Source organism: Streptomyces qaidamensis, assembly GCF_001611795.1.
GTDB classification, from domain to species: domain Bacteria; phylum Actinomycetota; class Actinomycetes; order Streptomycetales; family Streptomycetaceae; genus Streptomyces; species Streptomyces qaidamensis.
The window spans coordinates 5,587,956-5,614,050 of record NZ_CP015098.1 but is presented as its reverse complement, the minus strand read 5'-3'; the positions used below and the strand labels follow the sequence as shown (position 1 = coordinate 5,614,050).

Genomic DNA, 26,095 nt, shown 5'->3' with positions numbered 1-26,095 from the left:
GCTGAGTCCGCCCGTCAGCCGCCGCCGCTGCCGGAGCAGCCGAAGCCGCCCCGGTCGACGGCCTCGTCACGGCTGAAGGTGCCGTCGTCGGCCCAGCCGCCGCTGACGTCGGCGTCGTAGTACCAGTCGGCGTCGCTGACCTTCGTCTTGCCGGTCTTCTTGCCCTTGCCGGAGGAGGACGTGCCGGACGAGCAGTTCTTGTCGGCGACGATCTTGTAGCCGTTGATGTAGTCGTAGCTGTCCCGGTCCACACAGCGGCGGTCGGGGTCCGAGCCGCACGCGGACAGGGCCGCCGCCAGGACGCCCATGCCGCCCAGCACCACCGTGCTCGAACGCAACCGTCGCCGTGTTTCAGCCATGTGCGTGTCTCCCCGCATCTCCCCGTGTGCACTGACAGACGGTCAGCCTAGAGATCGGTGTGAACGGCCCCGCATGGCCCCCCGTCCCCGGGAGCTCCCCTACTGTCGATTTGTGATCTTTGGAATGGTGTGTGCCCTCGGCGCGGCGGTCTGCTTCGGTACGGCGACCGTGCTGCAGGCGATCGCCGCGCGGTCGGCGGCGGCGACCGGGCCCAGCGGGGACGTGGCACTGCTGTGGCGGGCGGTGCGGCAGTGGCGCTACCTCGCCGGGCTCGCGCTGGACGGGCTCGGTTTCGTGCTGCAGATCCTCGCGCTGCGGTCGGTGCCGATCTACGCCGTGGGGGCGGCGCTGGCGGCGAGCCTCGCGGTGACGGCCGTGGTCGCCGCGCGGCTGCTCAAGGTGCGGCTGAGCCGCGTCGAGTGGGCGGCGGTGGCGGTGGTGTGTGCCGGGCTCGCACTGCTGGGGCTGGCCTCCGGGGCGGAGGGCGACGAGGGGCCGGCCTGGCTGAAGTGGGCGATGCTCGGGGCGGCGGCCGGGGTGCTGCTGCTCGGGGCGGTGGCCGGGCGGCTGCCGGAGCGGGGGCGGGCGCTGACGCTCGGGCTGGGGGCGGGGCTCGGGTTCGGGGTGGTGGAGGTGTCGGTGCGCTTGATCGACGGGTTCTCACCCGGTGAGCTGTTCCCCGATCCGGCGACGTACGCGCTGCTGCTCGGCGGCGGGGCGGCGTTCCTGCTGCTGACCTCGGCCCTGCAGCGCGGGTCGGTGACCACGGCGACGGCCGGTCTGGTGCTGGGGGAGACGGTCGCGCCCGCGCTGATCGGCGTGGTGTGGCTCGGGGACCGTACGCGGCCGGGGCTGGGGTGGCTGGCGATCCTCGGTTTCGCGGTGGCGGTGGCGGGGGCCCTGGCGTTGTCGCGGTTCGGGGAAGCGCCGGTGCAGGCGGAGGAGAGTGCGGTCACGCCGAGTTGAGCGGATGCGCTTTCCGACCTGCGGGGATTCTTCACCTTCGGGTGACCTCGCAGACAACCGGAAAATTCTTTGTTGAATCTTGAACGCGCGGTGAGCGCTTTCCGTATGGGACGGCGTGACCAGTAATCCCGTCACGGTCACCGTGGCCTATCGCGTGACGCCGGGCCGAGCAGCCGACTTTCACTCGTGGGGGTGGGCGATGCTGGGCGCGACCGCGCGGCAGCCGGGATTCATGGGGGGTGGGGTACTTGTCGACGGAGGGGCGGAGTGGCATGTCGTCTATCGCTTCGCCAGCGAGGGTATGGCCCTGGCCTGGGAGAAATCACCCTCCCGGGAACAATGGGACGCCCGGCTGGCGGGCATCGCCCAGGAGGCGGAGCGCAGGCGGGTTCCCGGCGCCCGGGCCTGGTTCGACGCGCAGACACTGACTCCCCCGCCACCGGCTCCGCCGTCGAAATGGAAACTGTGGTTCGTGAATATGAGCGCGGTTTTCCCGCCGGTGCTCCTGTTCAATCTGACGGTGCTTCCCTATCTCGGTGACCTCAATGCACTTTTTCGCACGCTGTTGTTGTGTCTGTGTGTAACGGCCCTTGTCACCTGGATTCTCATGCCGCGGCTCCAGCGTTTCTTCCGGAAATGGCTGTACCCGTCGCTCCAGGCACTGCGCGGGCGGCACAAACGCCGGGCCGTATAGGCCCGCGAACGAACAGAGGGAGGTGGGCGGGTGAAGACCCTGCTCATCGACAATTACGACTCGTACACGTACAACCTGTTCCAGCTGATCGCCGAGGTCAACGGCGAGGAGCCGGTGGTCGTCCGGAACGACGCTCCCGTCGACGGTCTTCCCGATCTCCGGGCGTTCGACAACCTCGTGGTGTCCCCCGGGCCCGGGCATCCGGGCGAGGCGCGTGATTTCGGTATCGGCAGCAGGCTGCTCGCGACCTCCCCGGTTCCGGTGCTCGGTGTGTGTCTGGGGCATCAGGGGATCGCGCTCGGGGAGGCCGGGCTGGTGGGGCCCGCTCCGGAGCCGCGGCACGGGCATCTGTCCACGGTCCGGCATGACGGCCGGGACCTGTTCCACGGTCTGCCGCAGCACTTCGCCGCCGTCCGCTACCACTCGCTGGCCGTGCGCGAGCCGTTGCCGGAGACGCTTCAGGCCACGGCCTGGGCGGAGGACGGCGTCCTGATGGGGCTACGGCACCGCAGCCGGCCGCTGTGGGGAGTGCAGTTCCATCCGGAGTCGGTCCTCACGGAGTACGGGCACCGCATGCTCGTGAACTTCCGCAACCTCACCGCTGAGCGGGCGGGCAAGCTGCGCACGAAGAACACGGCCGTGCCCGCGCACGAGCAGGTCCGGCGGCGGGTCGTCGTCCCGGAGTGCGACGCGGGGGCCCGGCGCTCTCCGGGGGGTCTTCTCGGCCTCGGCGGCCTGCGTCGCCCGGTGGCCGCGGCCGTCTTCCAGGTCGCCGCCGTCACCCGGGCGAGGGCCAACCCGCCCGGCGGCGGGGTGGCGGGGCTCGGCGAGACCACGCCGTCGAGCAAGCCGACTCCGCCGGCGGGGGTCGGGCTCCGCCCCGAGGCCGTGGCGTCAGCCCCGGTTGCTCATACGCCCGGCGCGGCCGCCCCCGCAGCAGGGCCAGGGGCAGGCCCCGAGGCTGCCGCACCCGCCCCGGCAACCGGAGCCGGGCCACGCCCCGAGGCCGCGGCATCCCCCCGGGCCGCGGCGGCACCCGGCGAAGACGTCCCGGCTGCGGAGCCGGGAACAGACCCCGGGACCGCCCCCGTCCCGGCTGCAGGGCCCCGCCCTCAATCCGAGGCCGCCTCATCCAACCCGACAGCTCCAGCACCCGGCGCGGCCGCCCCAGCCGCAGGGCCGGGGATATGCCCTGGGGCTGTCCCGTCCGGCCCTCTCGCCCTGGCGCCCGGCGGGGCCGTCTCCGGTGAGGGCCCGGCGTCCGGTGGGGCCGCGTCGGTCCCCGGGCAGGGAGCATCCGTGGTCACCACCCCGGCTGCCGGTGCCCCGGCCACGGGCGCGTCCGCCGCACCGGCCGCCCGGGGACGGAAGACGCCCGCCGAGGTCGCACCGGACTCCGTTGCCGTCCCCCGGCCCCGTCGGCCCGATCGGGTCGGGTATCGGCTGCACACCCGGAGGGTCAGCGGTGCTGTTGACGCCGAGGCGGTCTTCAGCCGGATGTTCGCCGGGTCGCCGCGGAGCTTCTGGCTGGACAGTTCGCTGGTGGAGCCGGGGCGGTCGCGGTTCTCGTTCCTGGGGGACGACCAGGGGCCGCTCGCCGAGTTCGTGCGGTACGACGTCGGTGCCGGGCGGTGTGAGATCCAGCGGGCGGGGCGGCCCCTGCGGCGGGTGGGGGCGAGTGTCTTCGATTACCTCAAGCGGCAGTTGACCAACCGCCGGGTGGACGCCACCGGGCTGCCGTTCGACTTCACCGGCGGCTACGTCGGCTACTTCGGCTACGAGATGAAGGCCGACTGCGGGTCGGCCAACCGGCACGACTCCCCCACCCCGGACGCCGCGTGGCTGTTCGCCGACCGGGTGATCGCGGTGGACCACGAGGAGGGCTTCACCTACGCCGTCTGCCTGGCGGAGGACACCCCGCAGGCCGCGCGGGAGGCCGCCGACTGGCTGGAGGGCGTGCTGGCCGGCCTCTCCTGCGTGGCGACGGAACGCCCGTCGCCGCCCGGACCGCCGGCCCCGGCCGACCCCGGCGCAGCCGAGCCCTGGCTGGTGCGCGACCGGGCGACGTACCTCGCGGACATCGAGGCGTGCCGGCAGGCGCTGCGGTCCGGCACCAGCTACGAGGTCTGCCTCACGAACGCCGCCCGGCTGCCCGCTCCGCCCGACCCGCTGGAGTTCTACCGGACGCTGCGCCGCGACAACCCGGCCCCGTACGCGGCGTTCCTGAGGTTCGGGGAGCTGGAGGTGGCCGGTTCCTCGCCCGAGCGGTTCCTGCGGATCGGCCGGGACGGCACCGCCGAGGCCCGGCCCATCAAGGGCACCGCGCCCCGGGGCGACGGGCCGGAGGAGGACGCCCGGCTGCGGGACGCGCTCGCCTCGGACGCCAAGACCCGGGCCGAGAACCTGATGATCGTGGACCTGCTCCGCAACGACCTGGGGCAGGTCTGCCGGACCGGCACCGTGCGGGTCTCCAAGCTGATGGCCACGGAGACCTATGCCACCGTGCACCAACTGGTCTCCACCGTGCAGGGCAAGCTGCGGGAGGGCACGGACGCGGTGGACTGCGTGCGGGCCTGCTTCCCGGGCGGGTCGATGACCGGCGCACCGAAGCTGCGCACGCTGGAGATCATCGACACGCTGGAGACCGAGGCACGTGGCGTCTACTCCGGCGCCCTCGGCTACTTCGGCTGCGGTGGCGGTGCGGACCTGAGCATCGTGATCCGGACCGCCGTCTTCGCCGACGGCGTGACGCACCTGGGTGCGGGCGGCGCCATCGTGCTCGGCTCCGATCCGGACGCCGAGTACGAGGAGATGCTGCTGAAGACGGCGGCCCCGATGCGCGCCCTCCAGCAGCACAGGGCCGGCCGGTCGCGGCAGGAGGGTCCGCCCGGGCAGCGGGCCGGGGCCGCGGGGGAGGTCAGACGATGACCAGTCCACAGGTCATGCCGAGCCCGGCGGAGGCCGAGGCGCCCGGGAATCTCGCGGCCCACCTGGCGGAACTCGCCGAGCGGCGCGGGTGGAGCGGACGGACCGCCTTCCACCAGGGGCACCGGGCCTGGACCCACTGTGAGGTGCACGACCTCGCCGCCCGCGCGGCGACCGTGCTGGCCGGCCTCGGGGTGCGCCCCGGCGACCGGGTGCTGCTCGCGCTGCCGGACTCCGTGGCCTGGGTGACGGCGTTCCTCGCCACTGCCCGCCTCGGTGCCGTGGCGGTGCCGGTCAACCCCGAACTCCCCGCGGCCGACCACGCGTTCCTGGCCGAGGACACCGACGCCGTGCTGTGCGTGACGGGGCCGGGCCTGGAGGAGCGGTTCGCCGGCCGGACGGGCCTCGGCGCCGACCAGCTGATGGCCCTCGCCCCCACCGCCGCGCGCGCTCCCGCCCACCAGGTCGACGCGCACACCCCGCTGTACGTGCAGTACACCTCCGGCACCACGGGCCGGCCCAAGGGCGTTGTGCACACGCACGGCGATCCACGGACGTACCACGACCTGATCGGGCGGCGGGTGCTGCGGATCACCGCGGAGGACGTCACCCTGTCGGTGTCGAAGCTGTTCTTCGCCTACGGGTTCGGCAACGCGTTCGTCTTCCCGCTGTTCTCCGGCTCGTCCGCCGTGCTGGTGGACCGGCGTCCCGGCCCGGCCACCCTCGACGAGCTCGTCGCCCGGCACCGGGTGACGCTGCTGTACTCCGTGCCGTCCGCGTACGCCGCGCTGGTCGCCGAACGGGGCAACGGGCACGAGGGATGCTTCGCCTCGGTGCGGGCCGCGGTGTCGGCCGGCGAGGGGCTGCCGGAAGGGCTGGCCACGCAGGTGACCGCGCTGCTGGGCGCGCCGGTGCTGGAGCAGATCGGCTCCACCGAGGCCGGTCACGCCTTCTGCGCCAACGGCTTCGGCCACAACCACCCGGGCACCGTCGGCCCGCCCGTCCCCGGCTTCGAGGTGGAGCTGCGCGACCGCGACGGCCACCCGGTGCCGGACGGCGACGAGGGCGAGATGTGGGTGCGCGGGCCAACGGTGACGCCCGGCTACCTCAACCGGCCCGAGGAGACCGCCCGGACCCTGGTGGGCGGCTGGCTGGCCACGCGGGACCGGGCCTGCCGCGAACCGGACGGCACCTACCGGCACCTGGGCCGCGCCGACGACATGGAGATGGTCGGCGGCATCACCGTCTCCCCGCTGGAGGTGGAGGCCGTGCTGCGTTCCCATCCGGCCGTGCGGGAGGTGGCGGTCGCCGCCGTTCCCGACGGGCGCGGCGCGAGCCGGCTGCGGGCCTTCGTGGTCCCCGTCCCGCCCGTCCGGGAGGGTCTGGCCGAGGAGTTGACCGGCCTGGCGCGGATGAGTCTCGCCGCGTTCAAGGTCCCCCGCAGCGTCAGCTTCGTCCCGTCGCTGCCCCGCACCCCGACCGGGAAGCTGCGCCGCCATCTGGTGCGCAAGGGCGCCTGGTGAACACCACGGAGAGGAACGACCCCATGCGACAGCCCCTGCTCGCGGACCGCGGCTTCTACCTGGGGCCGCTCTTCCGGCGTGCGGCCGACCGGCACGGAGCGGTCTTCGTCACCCTCGACCGGCCGCTCGACGTCGCCCCCGCCCTCGGCACCGACCTGAACTACACCGTGCTGGCCGAGGTGGCCGAGGAGTTGTCCGGCCGGCTGTGGGAGGCCGGGGTGCGGCCCTCGGAGCAGGTTGCCGTGCACAAGGCGGACAACGTCGACATCATGCTGCTGACCTGTGCCGTCTCCCGTATCGGTGCCGTGCCCGTGCTGCTGTCGCCCGCGCTGGCCCCGGAGGTGGCCGGGCAGCTCCTCGGACGGCTGCGCCGGCCCTGGCTGATCACCGACGGCGCGACGCTGGACGGTCTGAAGGGCGTCGCCCTGTCCGGGCTCGTGCGGCGGACGCTGTCCGTGGACGACGCGCCCCGTGCCGAGCCCTTGTCGCGGTACACCGGCGCCGAACCGCCCCCGCCGGTCCGGCTCCACCCCCGTGAACCCGCCCTGATCACCCACAGCTCGGGCACCACCGGCGTCCCCAAACTGGCCGTGCACTGCGCGCGGACCATGTGGAACCGGCTCGTGCCGCAGCAGGCGATGGGCCGGCTCACCCGGGGCGAGACCGCCGCACTGCACATGTCGTTCGTGCACTCGCGCTTCTACCACCTGCTCGGCGTGCTGCTGCACTTCGGCAGCCCGCTCGTGCTGATCACCGACCCGGACCCGGCCTCGGTCGGCCCGCTGCTGGTCCGGCACCGGCCCGGCATCGTGGAGACGCATCCCAACACGTTCGTGCTGTGGGAGGAGTTGGCCGGTGCGCCCGGGGCGCCGCTGTCCCGGGTCCGGTCGTACGGCTCGACGTTCGATGCGATCCATCCGCGGACCGTGCGGCGGCTGCTGGACGCGTCGCGGCGCCGGACGCCCTGGCTGGTCCAGCTGTACGGGCAGAGCGAGACGGGCCCGGTGGCGTTCCAGGTGGTGACCCGGCGCAGTGCGGCCCGGGCGGACGGCCGCCGGGTCGGGTTCGGGATACCCGGCTTCACCCGGGTGCGGGTGACCGACGCCGAGGGCCGGCGGGTCGCGCCCGGCACCCCGGGCCGTATCGAGGCACGCACCCGTGGCCGCATCCTCACCTACCTCGGCATGCCGGACCGCTACGACCGTCAGCTCACCGACGGCTGGTGGGAGATGGGCGACCTGGGCTACCGCGACCGTCTCGGCGCGCTGTACCTGATCGACCGGGAGATCGACCGGATCGACGCCGTGCACAGCAACCTGGAGGTCGAGGACACGCTGATGTCCCGGCTGGAGGAGCTGCGCGAGGTCGTGATCGTGCCGGGGGCGGACCGTGAGCCGGTGCCGGTGGTGTGCGTGCGCGGCGAGCGGCCCCTGGATCCGGAGCGCTGGCGGCGGGCCACGGCCGGGCTGCCGGCGATGGCCGAGCCCCGGCAGTGGCGGTTCGAGGAGCTGCCGATGACGGCGACCTGGAAGGTGAAGCGGGTGGAGATCGCCCGGATGCTCGGCGAAGGCGTCGGGGCGTGACCCCGGTCGTGGTCGTGGGGGCCGGCCCGGTGGGCCTGTCGGCGGCCCTCGCGCTGCGCGCCCACGGCCTGCCCGTCACCGTGCTGGAGGCCGACCCGGAGGACCGTGAACGGCCCGGCAGCCGGGCCCTGTTCGTGCACCGGGAGACCCTCGGCCTGCTGGACGCGATGCTGCCCGGCCTCGCCGCCGAGATCACGGCGTACGGGCGGACCTGGCACACCAGGCGCACCCTCTACCGGGGGCGTGAGGTCTACGCCCGGACCTTTCCGCTCCCGTCCGGCCCGCCGCCCTTCACGAGCCTGCGCCAGACGGACACCGAACGCTTTCTGCGCACGGCCTGTGGGCGGGCCGGGGTGGACTTCGAGTGGGGCGCCCGGGTGACGGGCGTGCGCAGCACGGGAAGCGGGGTCCGGCTGACGGGAGCGGACGGGCGGCAGTGGAGCGCTTCCCACGTCGTCGCCGCCGACGGGGCCCGCTCCGCGGTCCGGCGCGAGCTGGGCATCGAGCTGGAGGGCACCCGCGGCGAGGGCTTCCACGTCGTCGTGGACGTCGCCGACGTGCCGGGCGGCGAGCTGCCGTTGGAGCGGGTCTTCCACTACGAGCATCCCGGGGCGGGCGGGCGCAGTGTGATGCGGGTGCCGTTCACCGGGGGCTTCCAGATCGACCTCCAGTGCCGCGACGACGACCGGCCGGAGGAGTTCGGCACCGAGGCGGCCGTACGCCGCTGGCTGCCGGGGATCGTCGGGGACGGCTACGGCGACCGGATCCTGTGGGTGTCGACGTACCGCTTCCTGCGCAAGGTGGCTGCCTCGTTCACCGATCCGCACGGGCGGGTGCTGCTGGCCGGTGAGGCGGCGCATCTCTTCCCGCCGTTCGGGGCGCGCGGCATGAACAGCGGGATCGCGGACGCGGCGGCCGCCGCCGGGGCGATCGCCGCCGGGACCGCGGAGGCGGTCGCGGACTTCGCGGAGGTGCGGCGCGCGGCGGGCCTGTTCAACATGGCCGCCGCCGGCACGGCCCTGGACCATCTGCGGCCGCACCGCCGGATCGTCCGGGTCAGGCAGCGGGCCGCGGCGGCCCTGGCGCCGGTGCTGCCGTGGTGTGGATCCTGGTTGGAGCACGCGCCGTACGGGCCCCGGCACGGGGCGCCCGCCGTCGCGGGCCGCAAGTACTGAGAAGAGGACCCCATGGTGACTGGACCGGCGGTGGCGGAGGGCCTGTGGGCCTGGACGCCCGGCCGTGGCCTGGCCCCGGCCCCGGAGGGGACGGCCGGGGGGCGGCTGCTCGTCGCGGACTCCTGGCTGCTGCGCGAGGGCCGGGTGCGGGCCTACGCCCGGCACCGGGAGCGGTTCTCGCGGTCCTGCGGTGACTGCGGCGGACCTCGATCGCGCCGGCTCACGGCGTTCTGGCAGGACGTGACCGCGGCCCTGCCGAGAGCCGGGGAGTGGTTCCCCCGGGTGGAACTCGCGGCGGGCTCCCTGGAGCTGCGGCTGCTGCTGCGGCCCGCTCCGCCGCTGGGTACGGGGGTGCGCCTGTGGGCGGCGGGCCAGTCCGATCCGCGGACGGTGCCCCGGCGCAAGGGCCCGGACCTCGACACCCTGGCCCGGGTGCGCCGCCGGGCCAGGGGCGAGGGCGCCGAGGAGGCGGTGCTGATCGCCCGCTCGGGCACGGTCCTGGAGTCGGCCACGGCCGGTGTCCTGTGGTGGGAGGACGACACCCTGTGCCTGCCCCCGCCGCGGCTGCCCGTCCTGCCGAGTGTGACGGCCGCGCTGGTGCAGGAGCGGGCGCTGCGCTCCGGGGTGCGGATCGCGCACCGCGAGCGGACCGTGGCGGAGCTGGACGGCCGTGAGGTGTGGCTGGTGAACGCGCTGCACGGGATCCGGCCCGTCACGGGCTGGGTCGGACGGCCGATGCGGGTGCCGCCGGCGGACCGGGCCGGGGAATGGCGCACCTGGCTGGACAGCGCCATGGAGCCGCTGCCGGCCGAATGAATTGCGGGCAGAGAGCGACGCCGGGTCGAATGCGACCCGGCGCCTTTTCCGTTGCACTTTTCAGTTGTTCGGGAGCGTTTTCAGCTTTTCGGGACCATGCGCGTGGCTATCGCAATCCGGTTGTAGGCGTTGATGACGGTGGCTGCCCAGATGAGGGCCGCGATCTGGTTCTCGTCGAAGACCCCGGCCGCCTCGGCGTAGACGGCGTCCGGGACGCGGCCGTCGTGGACGAGCGTCACCGCCTCGGTCAACGCCAGGGCCGCACGCTCGCGTTCGGTGAAGAAGGGCGCCTCCCGCCAGGCGTTCAGGGTGTGGATGCGCTGCTCGGTCTCTCCCCGTCCGCGGGCGTCCCTGGTGTGCAGGTCGAGGCAGAACGCGCAGCCGTTGATCTGCGAGGCGCGGATCCTGACCAATTCCAGCAGTTCCGGTTCGAGCTTTGCCTCCTGGGCGGCGGAAACGGCGGCGGCGTGCAGGGAGCCCATGGCCGCGGAGACGTCGGGGGTGATTTTCTTCAGGGCCACGCGGGAGGGGGAAAGGTTTTCACTCATGAGGTGACCATATCCGCCGGACGGAATTTCCGAGGGTGAATTCGAGTGATTATCCGGGCAGTACCGCGGACAGCGCGTCCAGCGCCCCCGACCAGGCGTGGTCCGGTGGTGTGCCGTAGCCGACGACCAGGGCGTCGACGGGCTCGGCCGGCGCGGCGGGGTGGGTGTAGCGGGCGAGTCCGTGGAGCGCGAGGCCCCGCCAGTTCGCCGCCTGGACCACCGACTGTTCGGTGCCCGGCGGCAGGCGCAGCAGGACGTGCAGACCGGCCGCGATGCCGGTGATGCGGGCCTGGGGGGCCCGGGCCGTGACGGCGGCGACCAGGGCGTCCCTGCGGCGCCGGTAGCGCAGGCGGGTCGCGCGCAGGTGCCGGTCGTAGGCGCCGGAGGTGAGGAACTCGGCCAGGGTCAGCTGGTCCAGCACCCCGCAGGTGTCGACGCCGCCCTTCGCCGCGGCGACCTCCTCGGCGAGGCGCGGCGGCAGCACCATCCAGGCCAGCCGCAGGCCGGGCGCGAGGGACTTGCTCGCGGTGCCCAGATGGACCACCCGATCGGGGTCCAGGCCCTGGAGCGCGCCGACGGGCTGCCGGTCGTAGCGGAACTCCCCGTCGTAGTCGTCCTCCAGCACGAGCCCGCCGGTGCGCCGCGCCCAGTCCACGACAGCCGTGCGGCGGTCGCGGTGCAGGGGCACGCCCATGGGGAACTGGTGGGCGGGGGTGAGCAGCAGTGCGTCGGCTTCGGACAGGGCGCCCGGGTCGGTGCCCAGGCGGTCGAAGGGCAGCGGGGCGGTGTCCAGGCCGGAGGCGGCCAGGATCCGCCAGTGGACGTCGAGACCGTACGACTCGACCGCGACCGTCCGTGCTCCGCGCGCCCGCAGGGCCGTGCCGAGCAGCTTCAGGCCGTGCGCGAACCCGGCGCACACCACGATCCGTTCGGGGCCGGTGCGCACGCCCCGGGCCCGGGAGAGGTACCCGGCGAGCGCGACCCGCAGCTCGGGGCGGCCGCGGGGGTCGCCGTAGTCGAGGGCGTGGTGCGGGGCGGCGGTGAGGGCGCGGCGGGCGGCCTTGAGCCATGCCGTGCGCGGGAAGGACGCGAGGTCGGGACTGCCGGGGCGCAGGTCGTAGGCCGGGCGGGGGGGCGCGCGGGGGGGGGGTGCCGTGCCGGACGGCGGGACGACCTCGCGCGCGGCGACCCGGGTGCCCGAGCCCTGCCGGGCGGTGAGCCAGCCCTCGGCGACCAGGTCGGCGTAGGCGTCGGCGACGGTGTTGCGGGCGATGCCCAGGTCGGCGGCGAGCGTGCGGGAGGAGGGCAGCCGGGTGTCCGGGGCCAGCCGGCCGGAGCGCACCGCCTCGCGCAGGGCGTCGGTCAGCCCCCGTCGCAGGCCCGGCCCGGCCGGCTCCACATGCAGGTCGATGCCCAGAGTGGCCCAAGGTTCCGCCATGGAAATGGACCATACTCCTGGGCTGCTTCCCTCTAGGGTCGAGGGCATGACGACGCACACCGACACCCCGACGACCGTGGAGTACGCCCCCGAGCAGCCCGCCCGCCTGGAGTGGGCCAAGCACGCGCCCGAGGTCTACAAGGCGATGGTCCGGCTGGAGACCGCCGCCCGGAAGGGCCTCGACCACAAGCTGTACGAGCTGGTGAAGATCCGCGCCTCCCAGATCAACCACTGCGCGTTCTGCATCGACATGCACACCAAGGACGCCCTGGCGGCGGGCGAGAGCGTCGAGCGGATCGTGCAGCTCAGCGCCTGGGACGAGTCGCGGCACTTCTACACCGCGAAGGAGATCGCGGCACTGGAGCTGACGGAGGCGGTGACCGTGCTGACGGACGGCTTCGTACCGGACGAGGTCTACGACAACGCCGCGAAGCACTTCGAGGAGGCCGAGCTGGCGCAGGTCATCGCCGCGATCACGGTCATCAACGCCTGGAACCGGTTCGGGGTGACCTGCCGTATGGCGCCGGGGCACTACGAGCCGGGGCAGCACAAGTGACGACCGGGAGGGGGCGTATGACGGGCAAGGCCGGTGTGTTCCGCGCCCTGCACCACCACCGGACGCCCGGCGATCCGCTCGTGCTGCCCGGGCCGTGGGACGCGGCCAGTGCGCGGGTGTTCGCCGAGTCCGGGTTCCCCGCGCTCGCCACGCCCAGCGCCGGGGTCGCCGCCTCGCTCGGCTACGAGGACGGGCAGGTCCCGGCCGACGAGATGTTCGCGGCGGTCGCCCGGATCGCCCGGGCCGTCGACGTGCCCGTCTCCGCGGACGTGGAGGGCGGCTACGGGCTCGCTCCGAAGGAGCTCGTGGAGCGGCTGCTGGAGGCGGGGGTGGTCGGCTGCAACCTGGAGGACTCCGAGGGCGGGGTGCTCAAGGAACCGCGGGCCCACGCCGACTGGCTGGCCGAGGTGCGGGAGGCGGCCGGTGACCGGCTGTTCGTCAACGCCCGCATCGACACCTTCTCCCGCGGTGTCGACGATCCCGGCCCGGCCATCGAGCGGGCCGCGTTGTACGTCGCCGCCGGGGCCGACTGCGTGTACCCGATCGGGGCCCCGCCGGAGATCCTGCCGCTGCTGCGGGCCGGCATCCAGGGGCCGGTCAACGTGGGGGCGCCGGTCGACGGTGGCCCCTCACCCGCCGAACTCGGCGCGCGAGGGGCCACCCGGATCACCTTCGGGCCGGGACTCCAGCGGCGGGCCGCCCGGGCCCTGCGGGAGATCGCCGGCCTGTTGGTGCGGTGAACGTCAGGACAGCCACTTCTTCCACGTGGACTTGTGGCTGTCCACCCACTTCTTCGCCGCGTCCTCCGGCGTCATCTTCTGGTCGGCGATCATCAGGGAGACCTCGTTCTGGTCCTCGGTCGTCCACTTGAACTTCTTCAGGAAGGCCGCCGCCTTGCCGCCGCTCTTCGCGAAGTCGGCGTTGAGGTACTTCTGCAGCGGCGTGTGCGGGTAGGCGCAGGCGACCTTCTCCGGGTCGGCGTCGCAGCCCTCCTTGTAGGGCGGCAGCTTCACCTCGGTCATCGGGACCTTCTTGAACAGCCACTGCGGCGTGTACCAGTAGGTGAGGAAGGGCTTCTTCTCCTTGGCGAACTGCCGCATCTGCGTGATCTGCGCGGCCTCGGACCCGGCGAACACCACCTTGTAGTCCAGCTTCAGGTTCTTCACCAGCGCCTTGTCGTTGGTGACGTAGGACGGCGAACCGTCCATCAGCTGGCCCTTGCTGCCGCTCTCCGGGGTGCGGAACTGATCGGCGTACTTGTTGAGGTTCTTCCAGTTGGTGACGTCCGGGTGCTTCTTGGCGAAGTACGTCGGGACGTACCAGCCGATGTGGCCGGTGACGCCGAGGTCGCCGCCGGGCGCGATCGTCTTCTTGTCCTTGACGTACCGCTGTTCCTGCTCGGGGTGGCCCCAGTCCTCCAGGAGCGCGTCGACGCGGCCCTGGCTGAGGGCGTCCCAGGCGGGCACCTCGTCGACCTGGACGGTGTCGACGCGGTAGCCCAGCTCGTGCTCCAGGATGTACTGGGCGACGGCCACGTTGGACTGTGCGCCCACCCAGGACTGCACGGACAGGGTCACGGTCTTGGCGCCCTGCGCGTTGGCGAAAGGCGAGGCCTGCTTGGTCATGTCGGCGGCGCCGCAGCCGGTGAGCAGCGCCAGGGAGCTCACCGCGGCGATCGCGGCGGTCGTGCGGATCCGCATGTCAGGCTCCCTTCTTCGCACGGCGTTCGGTGGGCTGGGTCACCCGGTCGAGCATCAGGCCGAGGCAGACGATCGCCGCACCGGCCACCAGACCGGTCGCCAGGTCGCCCTGGGCGAGGCCGAAGACGACGTCGTAGCCGAGGGCGCCACCGCCGACCAGGCCGCCGATGACGACGACGGCGAGGACCAGCACGAGGCCCTGGTTGACGGCGAGCAGCAGCGCCGGGCGGGCCAGCGGGAGCTGCACCTGCCGCAGCTGCTGCCAGCTGGTCGCGCCGAGCGAGCCGGACGCCTCCAGAGCGGCCGGGTCGACCTGGCGCAGGCCCTGGGTGGTGATGCGGACGACGGCCGGCAGCGCGTAGACGATCGCGGCGGCGACGGCCGGGGCGCGGCCGACGCCGAACAGGGCGACGACCGGGATCAGGTACACGAACTGCGGCATCGTCTGGAACACGTCGAGGACCGGGCGCAGCGCCCGCTCCAGGCGGTCGCTGCGGGCCGCGGCGATGCCGACGGCGAACCCGACGACGAGGGTGACGGCGACGGCCGCGAGGACCTGGGAGAGGGTGTCCAGGGACGGCTTCCAGACGCCGAGGACGCCGATCGCGGCCATGGCGAGGACGGCGGTGAGCGCGGTGCGCCAGGTGCCGATGACCCAGGCCAGGGCGGCGACGATCAGCAGGACCCCCCACCAGGGCAGCGCCTGGAGGCTGTCGCGCATCGGGTCGAGCACCCAGGTGGTGAAGTGGCCCGCCCAGTCGGCGGTGCCGCCGATGACGGGGACGCCCGAGTACAGGTGCGCGGTCATCCAGTCGACGGCGCGGTTGACGGGCTCGGCGATGGCGACGACCCAGGAGTCGGGCCAGTCGAGGCGGCCCACGAGCCGCCCGGCGACCGCCACGGCGACGACGCCGGCGAGCGCGATGAGCCAGCCACGGCCGCTGTGGGGTTCGGGTTCGGCGCCGAGCTTCTCCCCCGCCGCGCCGGTGACGCGGTCGAGGACGACGGCCAGCAGCACGATCGGGATGCCGGCGGCGAGCGCGGCACCGACGTCGACCGAGGCAAGGGCCTGGTAGACGCGGTCGCCGAGACCGCCGGCGCCGATGACGGCCGCGATGACGGCCATGGACAGCGCCATCATGATCGTCTGGTTGAGGCCGAGGAGGAGTTCCTTGCGGGCCAGCGGGATGCGGGCGGTCAGCAGGCGCTGGCGTGCCGTGGAGCCGAGCGACTCGACGGCCTCCAGCACCTCCGTGTCGGCGCCGCGCAGCCCGAGGGAGGTCAGGCGGGCCATGGGCGGGGCGGCGTAGATGACGGTGGCCAGGACGGCCGCCGGGACGCCGATGCCGAAGACCAGCACGACCGGCAGCAGGTAGGCGAAGGCGGGCAGCACCTGCATGGTGTCCAGGACCGGGCGCAGCACGCGGTCCGCCCGGTCGGACAGCCCGGCGGCGAGTCCGAGCAGCACACCCACGGCGACCGAGGCGAGGACCGCGACGACCATCAGGGCGAGGGTCTGCATGGTCGGCACCCACATGCCGAGCAGCCCGCAGGCGAGGAACGCGGCGGCCGTGCCGAGCGCCAGCTTCACGCCTGCCACACGCCAGGCGACCAGCGCGCCCAGGGCCGTGACGCCCGCCCAGCCGACGGCCAGGAGGGTGAGGTAGACGGCCCGTACGGCGATGACGACGACGTTGCTGACGTGGCCGAAGAAGTAGAGGAACAGCGGGTGGCTGTCGCGGTTGTCGATGATCCAGTCGCTGGCCTTGGCGAGCGGTTCGGAGAAGTCGACGGTCAGCGCGCTCGGCCAGGTGCCGCTCGCCCAGCGGGCGTTGGCCAGCGGCACGAGGATCGCGGCGGCGAGGGCGAGCAGGAGCAGCTTGTGGACGGCGCGGTGCTTGAGGAGGGCGGGCAGGCCGACACGCGGCGGGGACGCGGTGATGGTCGCCATCACACCGCCTCCTTGGGCTGCTCCGTCCCGGGTGGAGCGGGCTGCTCCGTCCCGGCGACGATGCCGAGGAGCGTGTCGGAGTCGACCACGCCCACGCACCGGCCCTTGTCGACGACCCGGGCCGGAGCGCCGGCGCGGGCGACCGCCTCGATCGCCTCGGAGACCGTCGCGTCGGGGCGCACCGCCGGTCCGCTGCCGTCCTGGTCGGCCGAGGGGCGGCGCATGGCCGTACGGACGGTGAGGACCTGCTCGCGGGGGACGTCCCGGACGAACTCGCGGACGTAGTCGTCGGCGGGCGCGCCCACGATCTCCTCGGGCGTGCCGAGCTGGACGACCCGGCCGTCGCGCATCAGGGCGATGCGGTCGCCCAGCTTGAGGGCCTCCTGGAGGTCGTGGGTGATGAAGACCATCGTGCGGCCCTCCTCGTGGTGCAGCCGGATCACCTCCTCCTGCATGTCGCGCCGGATCAGCGGGTCGAGCGCGCTGAACGGCTCGTCGAACAGCAGGACCTCGGGGTCGACGGCGAGCGCGCGGGCCAGGCCGACGCGCTGCTGCTGGCCGCCGGAGAGCTGGCCGGGGCGGCGGTGCTCCATGCCTTCGAGGCCGACCTTGGCGACGACCTCGGCGGCCCGCTCGCGCCGCTGGGCCTTGCCCATGCCCTGGATCTCCAGGCCGTAGGCGACGTTGTCGAGGACGGTGCGGTGCGGCAGCAGGCCGAAGTGCTGGAAGACCATCGCGGCGCGGTGGCGGCGCAGTTCGCGCAGCCTGGAGCGGTCCATGGCGCGGACGTCCTCGCCGTCGATGGCGATGGTGCCGGCCGTCGGCTCGATGAGCCGGGTCAGACAACGCACCAGCGTGGACTTGCCGGAGCCGGACAGGCCCATGACGACGAAGACCTCGCCCTTGCGCACGTCGAAGCTGACGTCCCGCACGGCGGCGGTGCAGCCGGTGCGAGAGCGCAGCTCGGCGGGGTCGAGGGCGGTGAGCTCGGGGTCGGCGGGAACGCGGTCGGCCTTGGGGCCGAACACCTTCCAGAGGCCCTCCACCGAGAAGACGGGAGTGGTGTCCGTGTCCATGGTCTGCTCCGTGGGGGGTTCGAGGGTCGGGATCTCGGTCACCGGTCACCACCACCGATCAGCTCGGCGGCTTTCTCCCCGACCATGAGCACTCCGATCATCGGGTTGACGGTGGTCATCGTGGGGAACACGGAGGCGTCGGCGATGCGGATGCTCTCCAGGCCGCGGACGCGCAGCTCGGGGTCGACGACGGCCTGCCGGTCGTCGGCGGCGCCCATCTTGCAGGTGCCGGCGGGGTGGTAGACGGTGTGCGCGACCTTGCGGGCGTACTCGCCGAGCTCCTCGTCACCGGTGACGTCCGGGCCGGGGGCCACCTCGCGCTTGAGCCAGCCGGCCAGGGGGTCGGTCTTGGCGATCTCGCGGGCGATCTTGATGCCGTCGACGAGGGTCCTGCCGTCGTAGTCGTCCTCGTCGGTGAAGTAGCGGAAGTCCAGGGCGGGCTTGACCTCGGGGTCGGCGCTGGTCAGGTACAGCCGGCCGCGGCTCTTCGGCTTGGGGATGTTCGGGGTCATGGAGACGCCGAACTCCGGCCGCTGGTAGCCCAGTCGCTCCGGGTTGTCCGTGAACGGGATCTGGTAGAAGTGGAACATCAGGTCGGGGTGCGCCAGTTCGGGGTCGCGGCGCACGAACAGGCCCGCGTCGGAGTCCATCGCGGAGTTCTCCGGGATGGGGCCGTTGGTCTCCCAGACGATGACGGACTCGGGGTGGTCGAGCAGGTTCTCGCCGACGCCCGGCAGGTCGTGCGTGACGGGTATGCCGAGCTTCTCCAGGTCGGCCTTGGGGCCGATGCCGGAGTGCATCAGCAGCCGGGGCGAGTCGACGGCGCCGGCGCACAGCAGGACCTCGCGCCGCGCCTTGACGAGGATCTCCTCGCCGTCCTTGGTGCGCACGTGCACGCCCTCGGCGCGGTTGCCTTCGAGCTGGAGCTTGTACGCCCAGGTCTCCAGCAGGATCGTCAGGTTGGGCCGCTCGTCCATCACCGGGTGGAGGTACGCCACCGACGCCGAGGACCGCTTGTTGTTCTCGGGGTGGTAGGCGAGGTCGAAGAAGCCGACGCCCTCGGTGAACGGCTTCTTGTTGAAGCCGTCGACGCGCGGCACACCCAGGGCCTCCTGGGCCGCGTCGACGAAGTCGCGGGCGATGGCGTTCCGGTCCTTCTCGTCGACCGGGACGATGTTGTTGAGCAGCCGGGCGAAGTACGCCTCCATCTGCACCGCGCCCCAGCCCTTGGCGCCGGCCTCCTCCCACTCGTCCCAGTCGGCGGGCAGCGGCTTGAAGGCGATCAGGGTGTTGTGCGAGGAGCAGCCGCCCAGGACGCGGGCCCGGCTGTGCCGGATATGCGAGTTTCCGCGTGGCTGTTCGGTGGTGGGGTAGTCGTAGTCGAGTTCACCGCCGAGCAGGCCCATCCAGCGGCGCAGGGTCAGTACGTCGTCACGGCCGACGTCACTGGGGCCGCCCTCGATGACGGCGACGGTGACGTCCGGGTTCTCGGTCAGGCGGGAGGCGATCACGGAACCTGCGGTTCCGCCGCCTATCACGACATAGTCGTACTCATGGCTGGTGTGGGACATGGCGTACTTGCTCCAGTGGGGATGAAGTGAACGGGCTCGGGGGCCGGGGACGTTCAGCCCGGGGTGTGGGGGTCAGCCCGGGATGAGGGGTCGGCGGCCCGGCGGGGGCGGGGGTCAGCCCGCGAACCAGCGCACCGGCTTGGGAGCGAGGTTCTGGTAGACGTGCTTGGTCTCCCGGTACTCGGCGAGTCCGGCGGGGCCGAGTTCGCGTCCCACTCCGCTCTTGCCGAAACCGCCCCACTCCGCCTGCGGCAGGTAGGGGTGGAAGTCGTTGATCCAGATCGTGCCGTGGCGCAGCCGGCCGGCCACCCGGCGGGCACGGCCCGCGTCGGCGGTCCAGACGCCGCCCGCGAGTCCGTACTCGGTGTCGTTGGCGAGGGCCACGGCCTCGTCCTCGGTACGGAAGGTCTCGACGGTGAGGACCGGCCCGAAGACCTCCTCCCGGATGACGCGCATCTCGCGGTGGCAGTGGTCGAGGACGGTCGGCTCGTAGAAGTAGCCGTTCTCGGGCCGCTGCGGGGACGGCTCGGGGCGCTTGCCGCCGGAGCGCAGCACCGCACCCTCCTTGAGGGCGGACTCGACGTACATCTCGACCTTGGCGCGCTGCTGCTCGGAGACGAGCGGGCCGCACTCGACGCCGTCCTCGGTGCCGCGGCCGAGGCGGATCCTCTCGGCGCGCCGGGCGAGTTCGGTGACGAAGCGGTCCCGGACGGACTCCTCGATGATCAGGCGGGCGCCGGCCGAGCAGACCTGGCCGCTGTGGATGAAGGCGGCGTTGAGGGCCTGGTCGACGGCGGTGTCGAAGCCCTCCTCGGTGGCGCAGGCGTCGGCGAAGACGACGTTGGGGTTCTTGCCGCCGAGTTCGAGGGCGACCTTCTTGACGGTCGGGGCGGCGGCCTCGGCGACCTTGGTGCCGCTGACCAGGCCGCCGGTGAAGGAGACCAGGTCGACGTCGGGGTGCTCGGACAGGCGCGCGCCGACGGAGTGGCCCGGGCCGGTGACGATGTTGGCGACGCCCGCGGGGAGTCCGGCCTCGACGAGCAGCTCGATGACCGCGATCGTCGTCATCGGCGTGATCTCGCTCGGCTTGACGACGAAGGTGTTGCCGGCGGCGAGGGCGGGGGCGATCTTCCAGCTGGCCTGGAGCAGCGGGTAGTTCCAGGGCGTGATCATCGCGCAGACGCCGATCGGCTCGTGCACGACGACGCTGTGGATGTCGGTCGAGCCCGCGTCCACGACCCGGCCGGGGGCCTCGCCGGCGACCAGGTCGGCGAAGTAGCGGAAGGCGTCGGCGACACAGTCGATGTCGACGCGGCCCTCCTCGACGGTCTTGCCCGCGTCCTGGGCCTCCAGCCGGCCGAGCTTGTCGCGGTCCCGCACGAGGAGATCGGCGACGCGGCGCAGCAGCGCGGCCCGCTCGGTGACGGGCGTGTGCGGCCACGGCCCCTCGTCGAAGGCGCGCCGGGCCGCGGCGATCGCCAGATCGGTGTCCTTCTCGTCGCCCTCCGCGACCACGGCGAAGGGCAGGGCGTCCGCGGGGTCGAGGATCTCGCGGGTGGCCCCGGAGACGGCCGCCCGCCACACTCCTCCCGCATGGATGGTTTCGCGTGCCTGAAGTTCGGTACTTTCCGCCATGGTCGCTCTTCGCCTTCCGTTCCTGATCAGCGCCCCTGTGTCACATTCGTGTCACTAAGAGACCGAGTTCGCCTGCCCGACTCCCTCGGATGCATGCGCATCGATGGCCGAAAGTGCGCCGTGTCACGGGAGATACGGACAAACAGGAACAAAAGAGGCGGAGATTCGCCTCGGCCGACCCGTGGGAAGCCCGCAGGCCCCGCACCGGGCAACCGGTGCGGGGCCTGCGTACGGAGTTCGAGCGGCTCCGGTCAGATGAGGCCGAGGCCGCGGACCGCCTCGCGCTCCTCCTCGAGCTCCTTGACGGAGGCGTCGATCCGGGCGCGGGAGAACTCGTTGATCTCCAGGCCCTGGACGATCTCGTACTGGCCGTCCTTGGTGGTGACGGGGAAGGAGGAGATGAGCCCCTCCGGCACGCCGTAGGAACCGTCGGACGGGATGCCCATGGAGACCCAGTCGCCGTCGGCGGTGCCGTTGACCCACGAGTGGACGTGGTCGATGGCGGCGTTGGCGGCGGAAGCGGCCGACGAGGCGCCACGGGCCTCGATGATGGCGGCGCCGCGCTTGGCGACGGTCGGGATGAAGTCCTCGGCCAGCCACTTCTCGTCGTTCACGACCTCGGCGGCGTTCTTGCCGGCGATGGTGGCGTGGAAGATGTCGGGGTACTGGGTGGCGGAGTGGTTGCCCCAGATGGTCAGGCGCTTGATGTCGGCGACCGTCGAGCCCGTCTTCTTCGCGAGCTGGGTCAGCGCGCGGTTGTGGTCCAGGCGGGTCATCGCGGTGAACCGCTCGGCCGGTACGTCCGGCGCGGCGGCCTGGGCGATGAGGGCGTTGGTGTTGGCCGGGTTACCGACGACCAGGATCTTGACGTCGTCCGCGGCGTGGGCGTTGATGGCCTGGCCCTGCGGCTTGAAGATGCCGCCGTTGGCCTCCAGCAGGTCGCCGCGCTCCATGCCCTTGGTGCGAGGGCGGGCGCCGACGAGCAGACCGACGTTGGCGCCGTCGAAGGCGACGTTCGGGTCGTCGGTGATGTCGATGCCCTGCAGGAGCGGGAACGCGCAGTCGTCCAGCTCCATGGCCGTGCCCTCGGCCGCCTTCAGGGCGGGCGTGATCTCCAGCAGGCGCAGCTTCACCGGCACGTCCGCGCCGAGCAGCTGACCGGAGGCGATGCGGAAGAGCAGGGCGTAACCGATCTGGCCGGCCGCGCCGGTGACGGTGACGTTCACGGGAGTGCGGGTCATGGCGTTCTCCGTATGACAGCTGGCGGTGGGGCGGTCCCTGCCCCGGACGTTTGATCGATCTCTTGGCGTCAAGAGATCCATCCAGCCGTCAGGCTATCGCGCATCCGGGATCTCGGACGTCCGGGTCGGTGTGGCCCGGCCCACAACTCCGGCCCTTCCTCGGACACGCACCCGGCCCCACGCGAGAGGCGGCCGCCCGTCCGGGAGAGGAGGACGAAGGCGGCCGCCTGGGGGGATACCGACCATGCCGGACTCCCGTGGGGGTACGGTTCGCGTGCCCCCGATCCGGGCGGGCATTCCCCTCCTTCGGAAATTTGTCACCCGGGCCGGTGGCACCGCTGCGCGCCCAGGCCGTGTCCTCAGTCGGTGCAGCCCTGCCCACCGGCCGTCAGCGTCGCGCAGGCCTTGGCGTCGGCGGCGCCCTTCACGGCGACCATCGGGGTGTAGGCGATGGTGTCGCCGGCCGCGGTGATGCTGCCGGTCTGCTTCGCCTTGCCCGAGCTGATCTCGACCTCGTCGCCCTGTGCGGCCTGGGTGATACGCCCCCAGGCCGCCTTGCAGGTCTCGCTGTAGCGGACCTCGACGACGGTCGTGCCGACGGTCGCGGTCTGGGCCGTGGTCACCAGGTCACCGCTGCACCCCATGGCCTCCGCGTCCTTGCCGGTGCAGCCGGCGCCGCTGCACTTCACACCGGGCGGCAGCTTGGGGTCGGTGCTGACGGTCGGCGAGGGCGACTTGGCACCGCCCTTGGCCTCGTCGTCGCCACCGCCGCCGGTGAGGTAGAACGCGCCGGCGATCACCACCAGCACGCCCACGACGCCCGCGACGAAGGTCGCGGTCCGCTTCTTGCCCGCGGGGGCGGAGGGGGCGCGGCGGCTCCCGCCGGCACCACTGCCGACCGCGCCACCGGCCCGGGCCGGGACGGCGTCCTGCGGTTCGCCGTACGAGCCGGCCCCGGCGCCGGGCGCTCCTGCGGGGGTTCCGGGACCTGAGCCGGGCCGGGATACCCGATCCGCACCGGGTCCGGCGGAACGGCCGCCGCCCGTCGGCGACGGGCCCTGGTAACCGGCCAGCCCCCACGAGTTGACCTCGGGCGCGGCGGCCCGGCCGCTCCCCTCCCGCAGACCCGCGCCGCTGGAGTCCTGGACCTCGGGGGCCGTCGGCTGTGGCGGCACGGTCGGGGCCACACCGGCCGGCCCCGCGATGCCCGGCGTGACCGTGGTGCCGCCGCTGCGGCGGGCGGGCTTGCCGCTGCCCGCCGAGGCCGCTCTGCCCTCGCCCGCCGGGGCCGCCTTGCCACCGGCCGAGGGGTCGGTGAAGTCCTGCCCGCCGAACTCCCCGAGCGCGGCGCGCGCCTGGGAGATCCGTATGGCCTCCATCGTCATGTCGTGCCGCATCTCCGAGCGGCTCCAGGCGCGCTCGGCGAGCTCCCACATGGTGGTCAGGTGCACCGGATTGGTGCCGGTGACCTCGGCCAGGGCCACGATCGCGCCCTTCGGCGCGAGCAGCCGGCCGTTCAGGTAACGCTCCCAGGACGTCTTGCTGTAGCCCGTGCGGTCCGCAACCGACGCGATGCTCAGACCGCTGCGGTCCACGAGCCTGCGCAGCTGACTGGTGAACTCCCTGATCTGCGGATCGAGCTCATCCGGCAAGGCCTTCCAACGAGGCATTGCTCCCCCTCTTCCCCCGTACGTGCTGATATTTCTCGCGCTGTTCGCCCCGCGCGTGGCGGCCTTGGCCGAGTCCCCGTTCTGGATACCCACAGGGATGCGCCCAGTCAGGATCTCAGTTCCCTGACGGGGGGCGCACAGGAGCATGGTGACCGCGCGCGGTACACCCTGGACCGTCCTGATTGTCCCTGCCAATCCCCGCGTCGCACCACTTTGTGCAGTATCGGAAGCGAGACGTACCGGAACTGTCACTTCCGTGCCACAGCGCACTGACAGCCGTTGAACAGGCCGTTCGCCGTACAGGAGGGTGGTGCGTGCCGGCGGCCCGTCCTTCCTCGGGGGAGAGGACGGGCCGCCGTCCCGTCACTCGTTGGTGACCGTGAAGTGCAGGGTGTCCTTCAGGAAGGGGATCTGCAGCCATGGCTTCGGCTGGGCCATGAGCGCCAGCATGACGATCACCAGGCCCAGCACCCCGTAGGTGACGATGTCCGTGAAGCGGGAGCGGACGGCGAGCATACCGACGCCCGGCAGCAGCCAGCGCATCGCGCCGCCGCCCAGCAGGGCGACACCGATCAGCAGCGTCCCGAGCCGGAACTGGCCGAAAGCGGTCACCAGCAGCCCGAGCCCGGCCAGCCCCAGCACGGCGAGCACGGGCCACTGCCGCGCCGGCGCGGGCGCGTCCCCGGGCGCGGCCCGGCCACCGCCCTCGGGCCGCGCGGTGTCCTTGGTGAACAGCGGGAAACGCCGGGTGACCCGCCGCGGCCGCCCTTCGGCGTCGGGCGCGCTGATGGGGTCCCGGACGGTCATGTCCTCCGGCGCCTCGTGCCCGCCCGGCGCCTCGTGCCCGCCCGGGACCTCGTGCCCGCCCGGGACCTCGTGCCCGCCCGGGGCCTCGTGCCCGCCCGGGGCCTCGTGCCCGCTCGGGGCCCGGTGCTCAGCCGACACTGCGCTCCGCCGCCTCGACCACGTTCACGAGCAGCTGGGCGCGGGTCATCGGGCCGACTCCGCCGGGGTTCGGGGAGATGAAGCCGGCGACCTCTGCGACGTCGGGGTGGACGTCGCCCACGATCTTGCCCTCGGCGCTGCGCGAGACGCCCACGTCGAGGACGGCCGCGCCGGGCTTCACGTCCTCGGCGCGGATCAGATGGGCGGAACCGGCCGCGGCGACGATGATGTCCGCGCGCTTGAGGTGCGCCGACAGATCACGGGTGCCGGTGTGGCACTGGGTCACGGTCGCGTTCTCGCTGCGGCGGGTCAGCAGCAGCGGCATCGGCCGGCCGATGGTCACACCGCGCCCGACGACCACGACCTCGGCGCCCTTGATCTCCACGCCGTAGCGGCGGAGCAGGGTCAGCACGCCGTTCGGGGTGCAGGGCAGCGGGGCGGGCTCGTTGAGGACGAGGCGCCCCAGGTTCATCGGGTGCAGCCCGTCCGCGTCCTTGTCCGGGTCCATCAGTTCCAGGATGCGGTTCTCGTCGATGCCCTTCGGCAACGGCAGTTGCACGATGTACCCGGTGCAGGCCGGGTCCTCGTTCAGCTCGCGGACGGCGGCCTCGATCTCCTCCTGGGTCGCCGTGGCGGGCAGTTCGCGCTGGATGGAGGCGATGCCCACCTGCGCGCAGTCGCGGTGCTTGCCGGCGACGTACTTCTGACTGCCGGGGTCGTCCCCGACCAGGATCGTGCCGAGGCCGGGCGTGACGCCCTTCTCCTTCAGCGCCGCCACGCGGGCGGTCAGATCGGACTTGATCGCGGCTGCGGTGGCCTTGCCATCGAGAATCTGGGCGGTCATGGCCCCATCCTCGCGGATGACCCCGCCGCGGTTCCAATCCGGCCGCAATCCGGGCACCACGGGTCCGTCCTCCCGTATCCGCCCATGATCAGCGATGTTGCACTTGCACAACACCTCGGGAATGCGGCTGGACAAGCCGGTCAGTGGTGAAGAACGATGACCCGACAAGTGCCGCGGGCAGCTCAACGGGGGGACGGTCGCAATACTGAAGATTTCCTCCGTGCGGGATGTCACGCGTCGTCCCCGCACTCGGACCAACGGAGGAAAGTCCCCATGAGCTACGGCGACCCGAACAACCCCTACGGCGCACCCCAGGGGCAGCAGCCGCAGCAGCCCGGCTACGGATACCCGCAGGACCAGGGGCAGGCGCCCGGCTACGGCTACCCGCAGGCCCCTCCGGTCTCCCCCTACGGCGGCCCCGCCGCTCCGACCACGATGCCCGGCTCGGTGGGCGCGGCCCGCGTGATGATGTGGGTCATCGTCGGTCTGCAGGTCCTCGGCGTGGCCATCTTCGCCTTCTCCGCCATCGCGCTCAACGCCGCGAAGGACGACGAGTCCCTCAAGGACAACACCGCCTTCCAGGACCTGGTCGGCGACTCGACCGGCTTGATCTGGGGCTACGTCGTGTTCGGCCTGGCCTGGCTGGTGTTCGCGGCCGTCCTGGCGACGAAGTTCAAGAACGGCGGCAACGGCGCCCGGATCACCATCCTGGTCTTCGCCATCATCACGGCGGTCCTCGGCATCTACCCGTTCGTCATCGTGGGCCTGGTGCACACGGTCCTCGCCATCCTGGTGGCCGTCTTCGTGGGCAACGCCAACGGCAAGGCCTGGTTCAACCGGCCCCGCTACTGAACGGACCGGTCCCGGACCAGTTCACG

22 protein-coding genes are annotated in these 26,095 nt (G+C 72.7%); 10 read left to right on the top strand and 12 right to left on the bottom strand.

Going from position 1 to position 26,095, the window contains the following annotated elements:
• Window positions 1-14 precede the first annotated feature (14 nt).
• A complete protein-coding gene (locus A4E84_RS25020) occupies window positions 15-359 on the bottom strand; it encodes a hypothetical protein (protein ID WP_062928696.1) in 345 nt (114 codons plus the stop codon).
• Window positions 360-483: 124 nt separating this feature from the next.
• Between A4E84_RS25020 and A4E84_RS25015 the strand changes: the two genes are divergently transcribed.
• The 7 genes from A4E84_RS25015 to A4E84_RS24985 all read left to right on the top strand — a co-directional run bounded on the left by A4E84_RS25015 (window position 484) and on the right by A4E84_RS24985 (window position 10,042).
• Window positions 484-1,326, top strand: a complete 843-nt coding sequence (locus A4E84_RS25015; protein WP_062928695.1) for a DMT family protein — start codon at window positions 484-486, stop codon at window positions 1,324-1,326.
• Window positions 1,327-1,441: 115 nt separating this feature from the next.
• Window positions 1,442-2,020, top strand: a complete 579-nt coding sequence (locus A4E84_RS25010; RefSeq protein WP_062928694.1) for an antibiotic biosynthesis monooxygenase — start codon at window positions 1,442-1,444, stop codon at window positions 2,018-2,020.
• A 30-nt stretch (window positions 2,021-2,050) separates the two neighbouring features.
• On the top strand, window positions 2,051-4,948 hold the full coding sequence (gene pabB, locus A4E84_RS44730) for an aminodeoxychorismate synthase component I (RefSeq protein ID WP_237304997.1): 2,898 nt from the start codon (window positions 2,051-2,053) through the stop codon (window positions 4,946-4,948).
• Window positions 4,945-6,468, top strand: coding sequence for an AMP-binding protein (locus tag A4E84_RS25000; RefSeq protein WP_062928693.1), 1,524 nt, complete (start codon window positions 4,945-4,947; stop codon window positions 6,466-6,468). Before pabB ends, A4E84_RS25000 begins: the two co-directional genes overlap by 4 nt.
• Window positions 6,469-6,491: 23 nt before the next feature.
• Window positions 6,492-8,051, top strand: coding sequence for a class I adenylate-forming enzyme family protein (locus A4E84_RS24995; protein WP_062931601.1), 1,560 nt, complete (start codon window positions 6,492-6,494; stop codon window positions 8,049-8,051).
• Window positions 8,048-9,226 carry an FAD-dependent oxidoreductase gene (locus A4E84_RS24990; RefSeq protein WP_062928692.1) on the top strand — a complete coding sequence of 393 codons (1,179 nt, stop codon included), beginning with the start codon at window positions 8,048-8,050 and terminating at the stop codon, window positions 9,224-9,226. Before A4E84_RS24995 ends, A4E84_RS24990 begins: the two co-directional genes overlap by 4 nt.
• Before the next feature lie 15 nt (window positions 9,227-9,241).
• A complete protein-coding gene (locus tag A4E84_RS24985) occupies window positions 9,242-10,042 on the top strand; it encodes an aminotransferase class IV (RefSeq protein WP_062931599.1) in 801 nt (266 codons plus the stop codon).
• Window positions 10,043-10,122: 80 nt separating this feature from the next.
• On the opposite strand, the gene A4E84_RS24980 is transcribed toward A4E84_RS24985, so the two are convergent.
• Window positions 10,123-10,590 carry a carboxymuconolactone decarboxylase family protein gene (locus A4E84_RS24980; protein WP_062928691.1) on the bottom strand — a complete coding sequence of 156 codons (468 nt, stop codon included), beginning with the start codon at window positions 10,588-10,590 and terminating at the stop codon, window positions 10,123-10,125.
• A gap of 49 nt (window positions 10,591-10,639) precedes the next feature.
• A complete protein-coding gene (gene pdxR, locus A4E84_RS24975; protein ID WP_062928690.1) occupies window positions 10,640-12,028 on the bottom strand; it encodes a MocR-like pyridoxine biosynthesis transcription factor PdxR in 1,389 nt (462 codons plus the stop codon).
• A gap of 46 nt (window positions 12,029-12,074) precedes the next feature.
• Here pdxR and A4E84_RS24970 point away from each other — a divergent pair, with 46 nt between their 5' ends.
• Together A4E84_RS24970 and A4E84_RS24965 are read left to right on the top strand one after the other, a co-directional pair.
• Window positions 12,075-12,584, top strand: coding sequence for a carboxymuconolactone decarboxylase family protein (locus tag A4E84_RS24970; RefSeq protein WP_062928689.1), 510 nt, complete (start codon window positions 12,075-12,077; stop codon window positions 12,582-12,584).
• Window positions 12,585-12,601: 17 nt separating this feature from the next.
• The gene (locus A4E84_RS24965) at window positions 12,602-13,324 is read left to right on the top strand and encodes an isocitrate lyase/PEP mutase family protein (protein ID WP_062928688.1); all 723 of its coding nucleotides are present in this window, start codon (window positions 12,602-12,604) and stop codon (window positions 13,322-13,324) included.
• A 3-nt stretch (window positions 13,325-13,327) separates the two neighbouring features.
• Here A4E84_RS24965 and A4E84_RS24960 read toward each other — a convergent pair whose 3' ends face one another.
• The 9 genes from A4E84_RS24960 to A4E84_RS24920 form a co-directional block, all read right to left on the bottom strand.
• Window positions 13,328-14,284: an ABC transporter substrate-binding protein gene (locus A4E84_RS24960; RefSeq protein ID WP_062928687.1), complete on the bottom strand. Its 957-nt coding sequence runs from the start codon at window positions 14,282-14,284 to the stop codon at window positions 13,328-13,330.
• A gap of 1 nt (window position 14,285) precedes the next feature.
• Window positions 14,286-16,235, bottom strand: a complete 1,950-nt coding sequence (locus A4E84_RS24955) for an ABC transporter permease (RefSeq protein WP_062928686.1) — start codon at window positions 16,233-16,235, stop codon at window positions 14,286-14,288.
• Complete coding sequence (locus A4E84_RS24950; RefSeq protein ID WP_062931598.1) at window positions 16,235-17,311, bottom strand: quaternary amine ABC transporter ATP-binding protein; 1,077 nt, start codon at window positions 17,309-17,311, stop codon at window positions 16,235-16,237. Before A4E84_RS24950 ends, A4E84_RS24955 begins: the two co-directional genes overlap by 1 nt.
• A 38-nt stretch (window positions 17,312-17,349) precedes the next feature.
• Window positions 17,350-18,882 (bottom strand): GMC family oxidoreductase, encoded by a 1,533-nt coding sequence (locus A4E84_RS24945; RefSeq protein WP_062928685.1) that lies wholly within the window; start codon window positions 18,880-18,882, stop codon window positions 17,350-17,352.
• A gap of 114 nt (window positions 18,883-18,996) precedes the next feature.
• Window positions 18,997-20,517: an aldehyde dehydrogenase family protein gene (locus tag A4E84_RS24940; protein WP_062928684.1), complete on the bottom strand. Its 1,521-nt coding sequence runs from the start codon at window positions 20,515-20,517 to the stop codon at window positions 18,997-18,999.
• 251 nt (window positions 20,518-20,768) lie between these two features.
• Window positions 20,769-21,758: a malate dehydrogenase gene (locus A4E84_RS24935; RefSeq protein ID WP_062928683.1), complete on the bottom strand. Its 990-nt coding sequence runs from the start codon at window positions 21,756-21,758 to the stop codon at window positions 20,769-20,771.
• Window positions 21,759-22,117: 359 nt separating this feature from the next.
• On the bottom strand, window positions 22,118-23,410 hold the full coding sequence (locus A4E84_RS24930) for a helix-turn-helix domain-containing protein (RefSeq protein WP_237304996.1): 1,293 nt from the start codon (window positions 23,408-23,410) through the stop codon (window positions 22,118-22,120).
• Window positions 23,411-23,791: 381 nt separating this feature from the next.
• Window positions 23,792-24,235, bottom strand: a complete 444-nt coding sequence (locus A4E84_RS24925; RefSeq protein ID WP_062931597.1) for a DUF3017 domain-containing protein — start codon at window positions 24,233-24,235, stop codon at window positions 23,792-23,794.
• Window positions 24,236-24,362: 127 nt separating this feature from the next.
• Window positions 24,363-25,217, bottom strand: a complete 855-nt coding sequence (locus tag A4E84_RS24920) for a bifunctional methylenetetrahydrofolate dehydrogenase/methenyltetrahydrofolate cyclohydrolase (RefSeq protein ID WP_059423424.1) — start codon at window positions 25,215-25,217, stop codon at window positions 24,363-24,365.
• 273 nt (window positions 25,218-25,490) lie between these two features.
• Between A4E84_RS24920 and A4E84_RS24915 the strand changes: the two genes are divergently transcribed.
• Window positions 25,491-26,069 (top strand): hypothetical protein, encoded by a 579-nt coding sequence (locus A4E84_RS24915; RefSeq protein ID WP_062928681.1) that lies wholly within the window; start codon window positions 25,491-25,493, stop codon window positions 26,067-26,069.
• Window positions 26,070-26,095: the final 26 nt, after the last annotated feature.

What these genes read in the sequence shown, in the direction of transcription:
- A4E84_RS24995 (WP_062931601.1), top strand. Translation starts at nt 6,492, where the DNA reads ATGCGACAGCCCCTGCTCGCGGACCGCGGCTTCTACCTGGGGCCGCTC.
- A4E84_RS24925 (WP_062931597.1), bottom strand. Translation starts at nt 24,235, where the DNA reads ATGACCGTCCGGGACCCCATCAGCGCGCCCGACGCCGAAGGGCGGCCG.
- A4E84_RS25015 (WP_062928695.1), top strand. Translation starts at nt 484, where the DNA reads ATGGTGTGTGCCCTCGGCGCGGCGGTCTGCTTCGGTACGGCGACCGTG.
- A4E84_RS24915 (WP_062928681.1), top strand. Translation starts at nt 25,491, where the DNA reads ATGAGCTACGGCGACCCGAACAACCCCTACGGCGCACCCCAGGGGCAG.
- A4E84_RS24970 (WP_062928689.1), top strand. Translation starts at nt 12,075, where the DNA reads ATGACGACGCACACCGACACCCCGACGACCGTGGAGTACGCCCCCGAG.
- A4E84_RS25020 (WP_062928696.1), bottom strand. Translation starts at nt 359, where the DNA reads ATGGCTGAAACACGGCGACGGTTGCGTTCGAGCACGGTGGTGCTGGGC.
- A4E84_RS24920 (WP_059423424.1), bottom strand. Translation starts at nt 25,217, where the DNA reads ATGACCGCCCAGATTCTCGATGGCAAGGCCACCGCAGCCGCGATCAAG.
- A4E84_RS24955 (WP_062928686.1), bottom strand. Translation starts at nt 16,235, where the DNA reads ATGGCGACCATCACCGCGTCCCCGCCGCGTGTCGGCCTGCCCGCCCTC.
- A4E84_RS24960 (WP_062928687.1), bottom strand. Translation starts at nt 14,284, where the DNA reads ATGCGGATCCGCACGACCGCCGCGATCGCCGCGGTGAGCTCCCTGGCG.
- A4E84_RS24935 (WP_062928683.1), bottom strand. Translation starts at nt 21,758, where the DNA reads ATGACCCGCACTCCCGTGAACGTCACCGTCACCGGCGCGGCCGGCCAG.
- A4E84_RS24945 (WP_062928685.1), bottom strand. Translation starts at nt 18,882, where the DNA reads ATGTCCCACACCAGCCATGAGTACGACTATGTCGTGATAGGCGGCGGA.
- A4E84_RS24965 (WP_062928688.1), top strand. Translation starts at nt 12,602, where the DNA reads ATGACGGGCAAGGCCGGTGTGTTCCGCGCCCTGCACCACCACCGGACG.
- A4E84_RS24980 (WP_062928691.1), bottom strand. Translation starts at nt 10,590, where the DNA reads ATGAGTGAAAACCTTTCCCCCTCCCGCGTGGCCCTGAAGAAAATCACC.
- A4E84_RS24950 (WP_062931598.1), bottom strand. Translation starts at nt 17,311, where the DNA reads ATGGACACGGACACCACTCCCGTCTTCTCGGTGGAGGGCCTCTGGAAG.
- pdxR (WP_062928690.1), bottom strand. Translation starts at nt 12,028, where the DNA reads ATGGCGGAACCTTGGGCCACTCTGGGCATCGACCTGCATGTGGAGCCG.
- A4E84_RS25000 (WP_062928693.1), top strand. Translation starts at nt 4,945, where the DNA reads ATGACCAGTCCACAGGTCATGCCGAGCCCGGCGGAGGCCGAGGCGCCC.
- A4E84_RS24940 (WP_062928684.1), bottom strand. Translation starts at nt 20,517, where the DNA reads ATGGCGGAAAGTACCGAACTTCAGGCACGCGAAACCATCCATGCGGGA.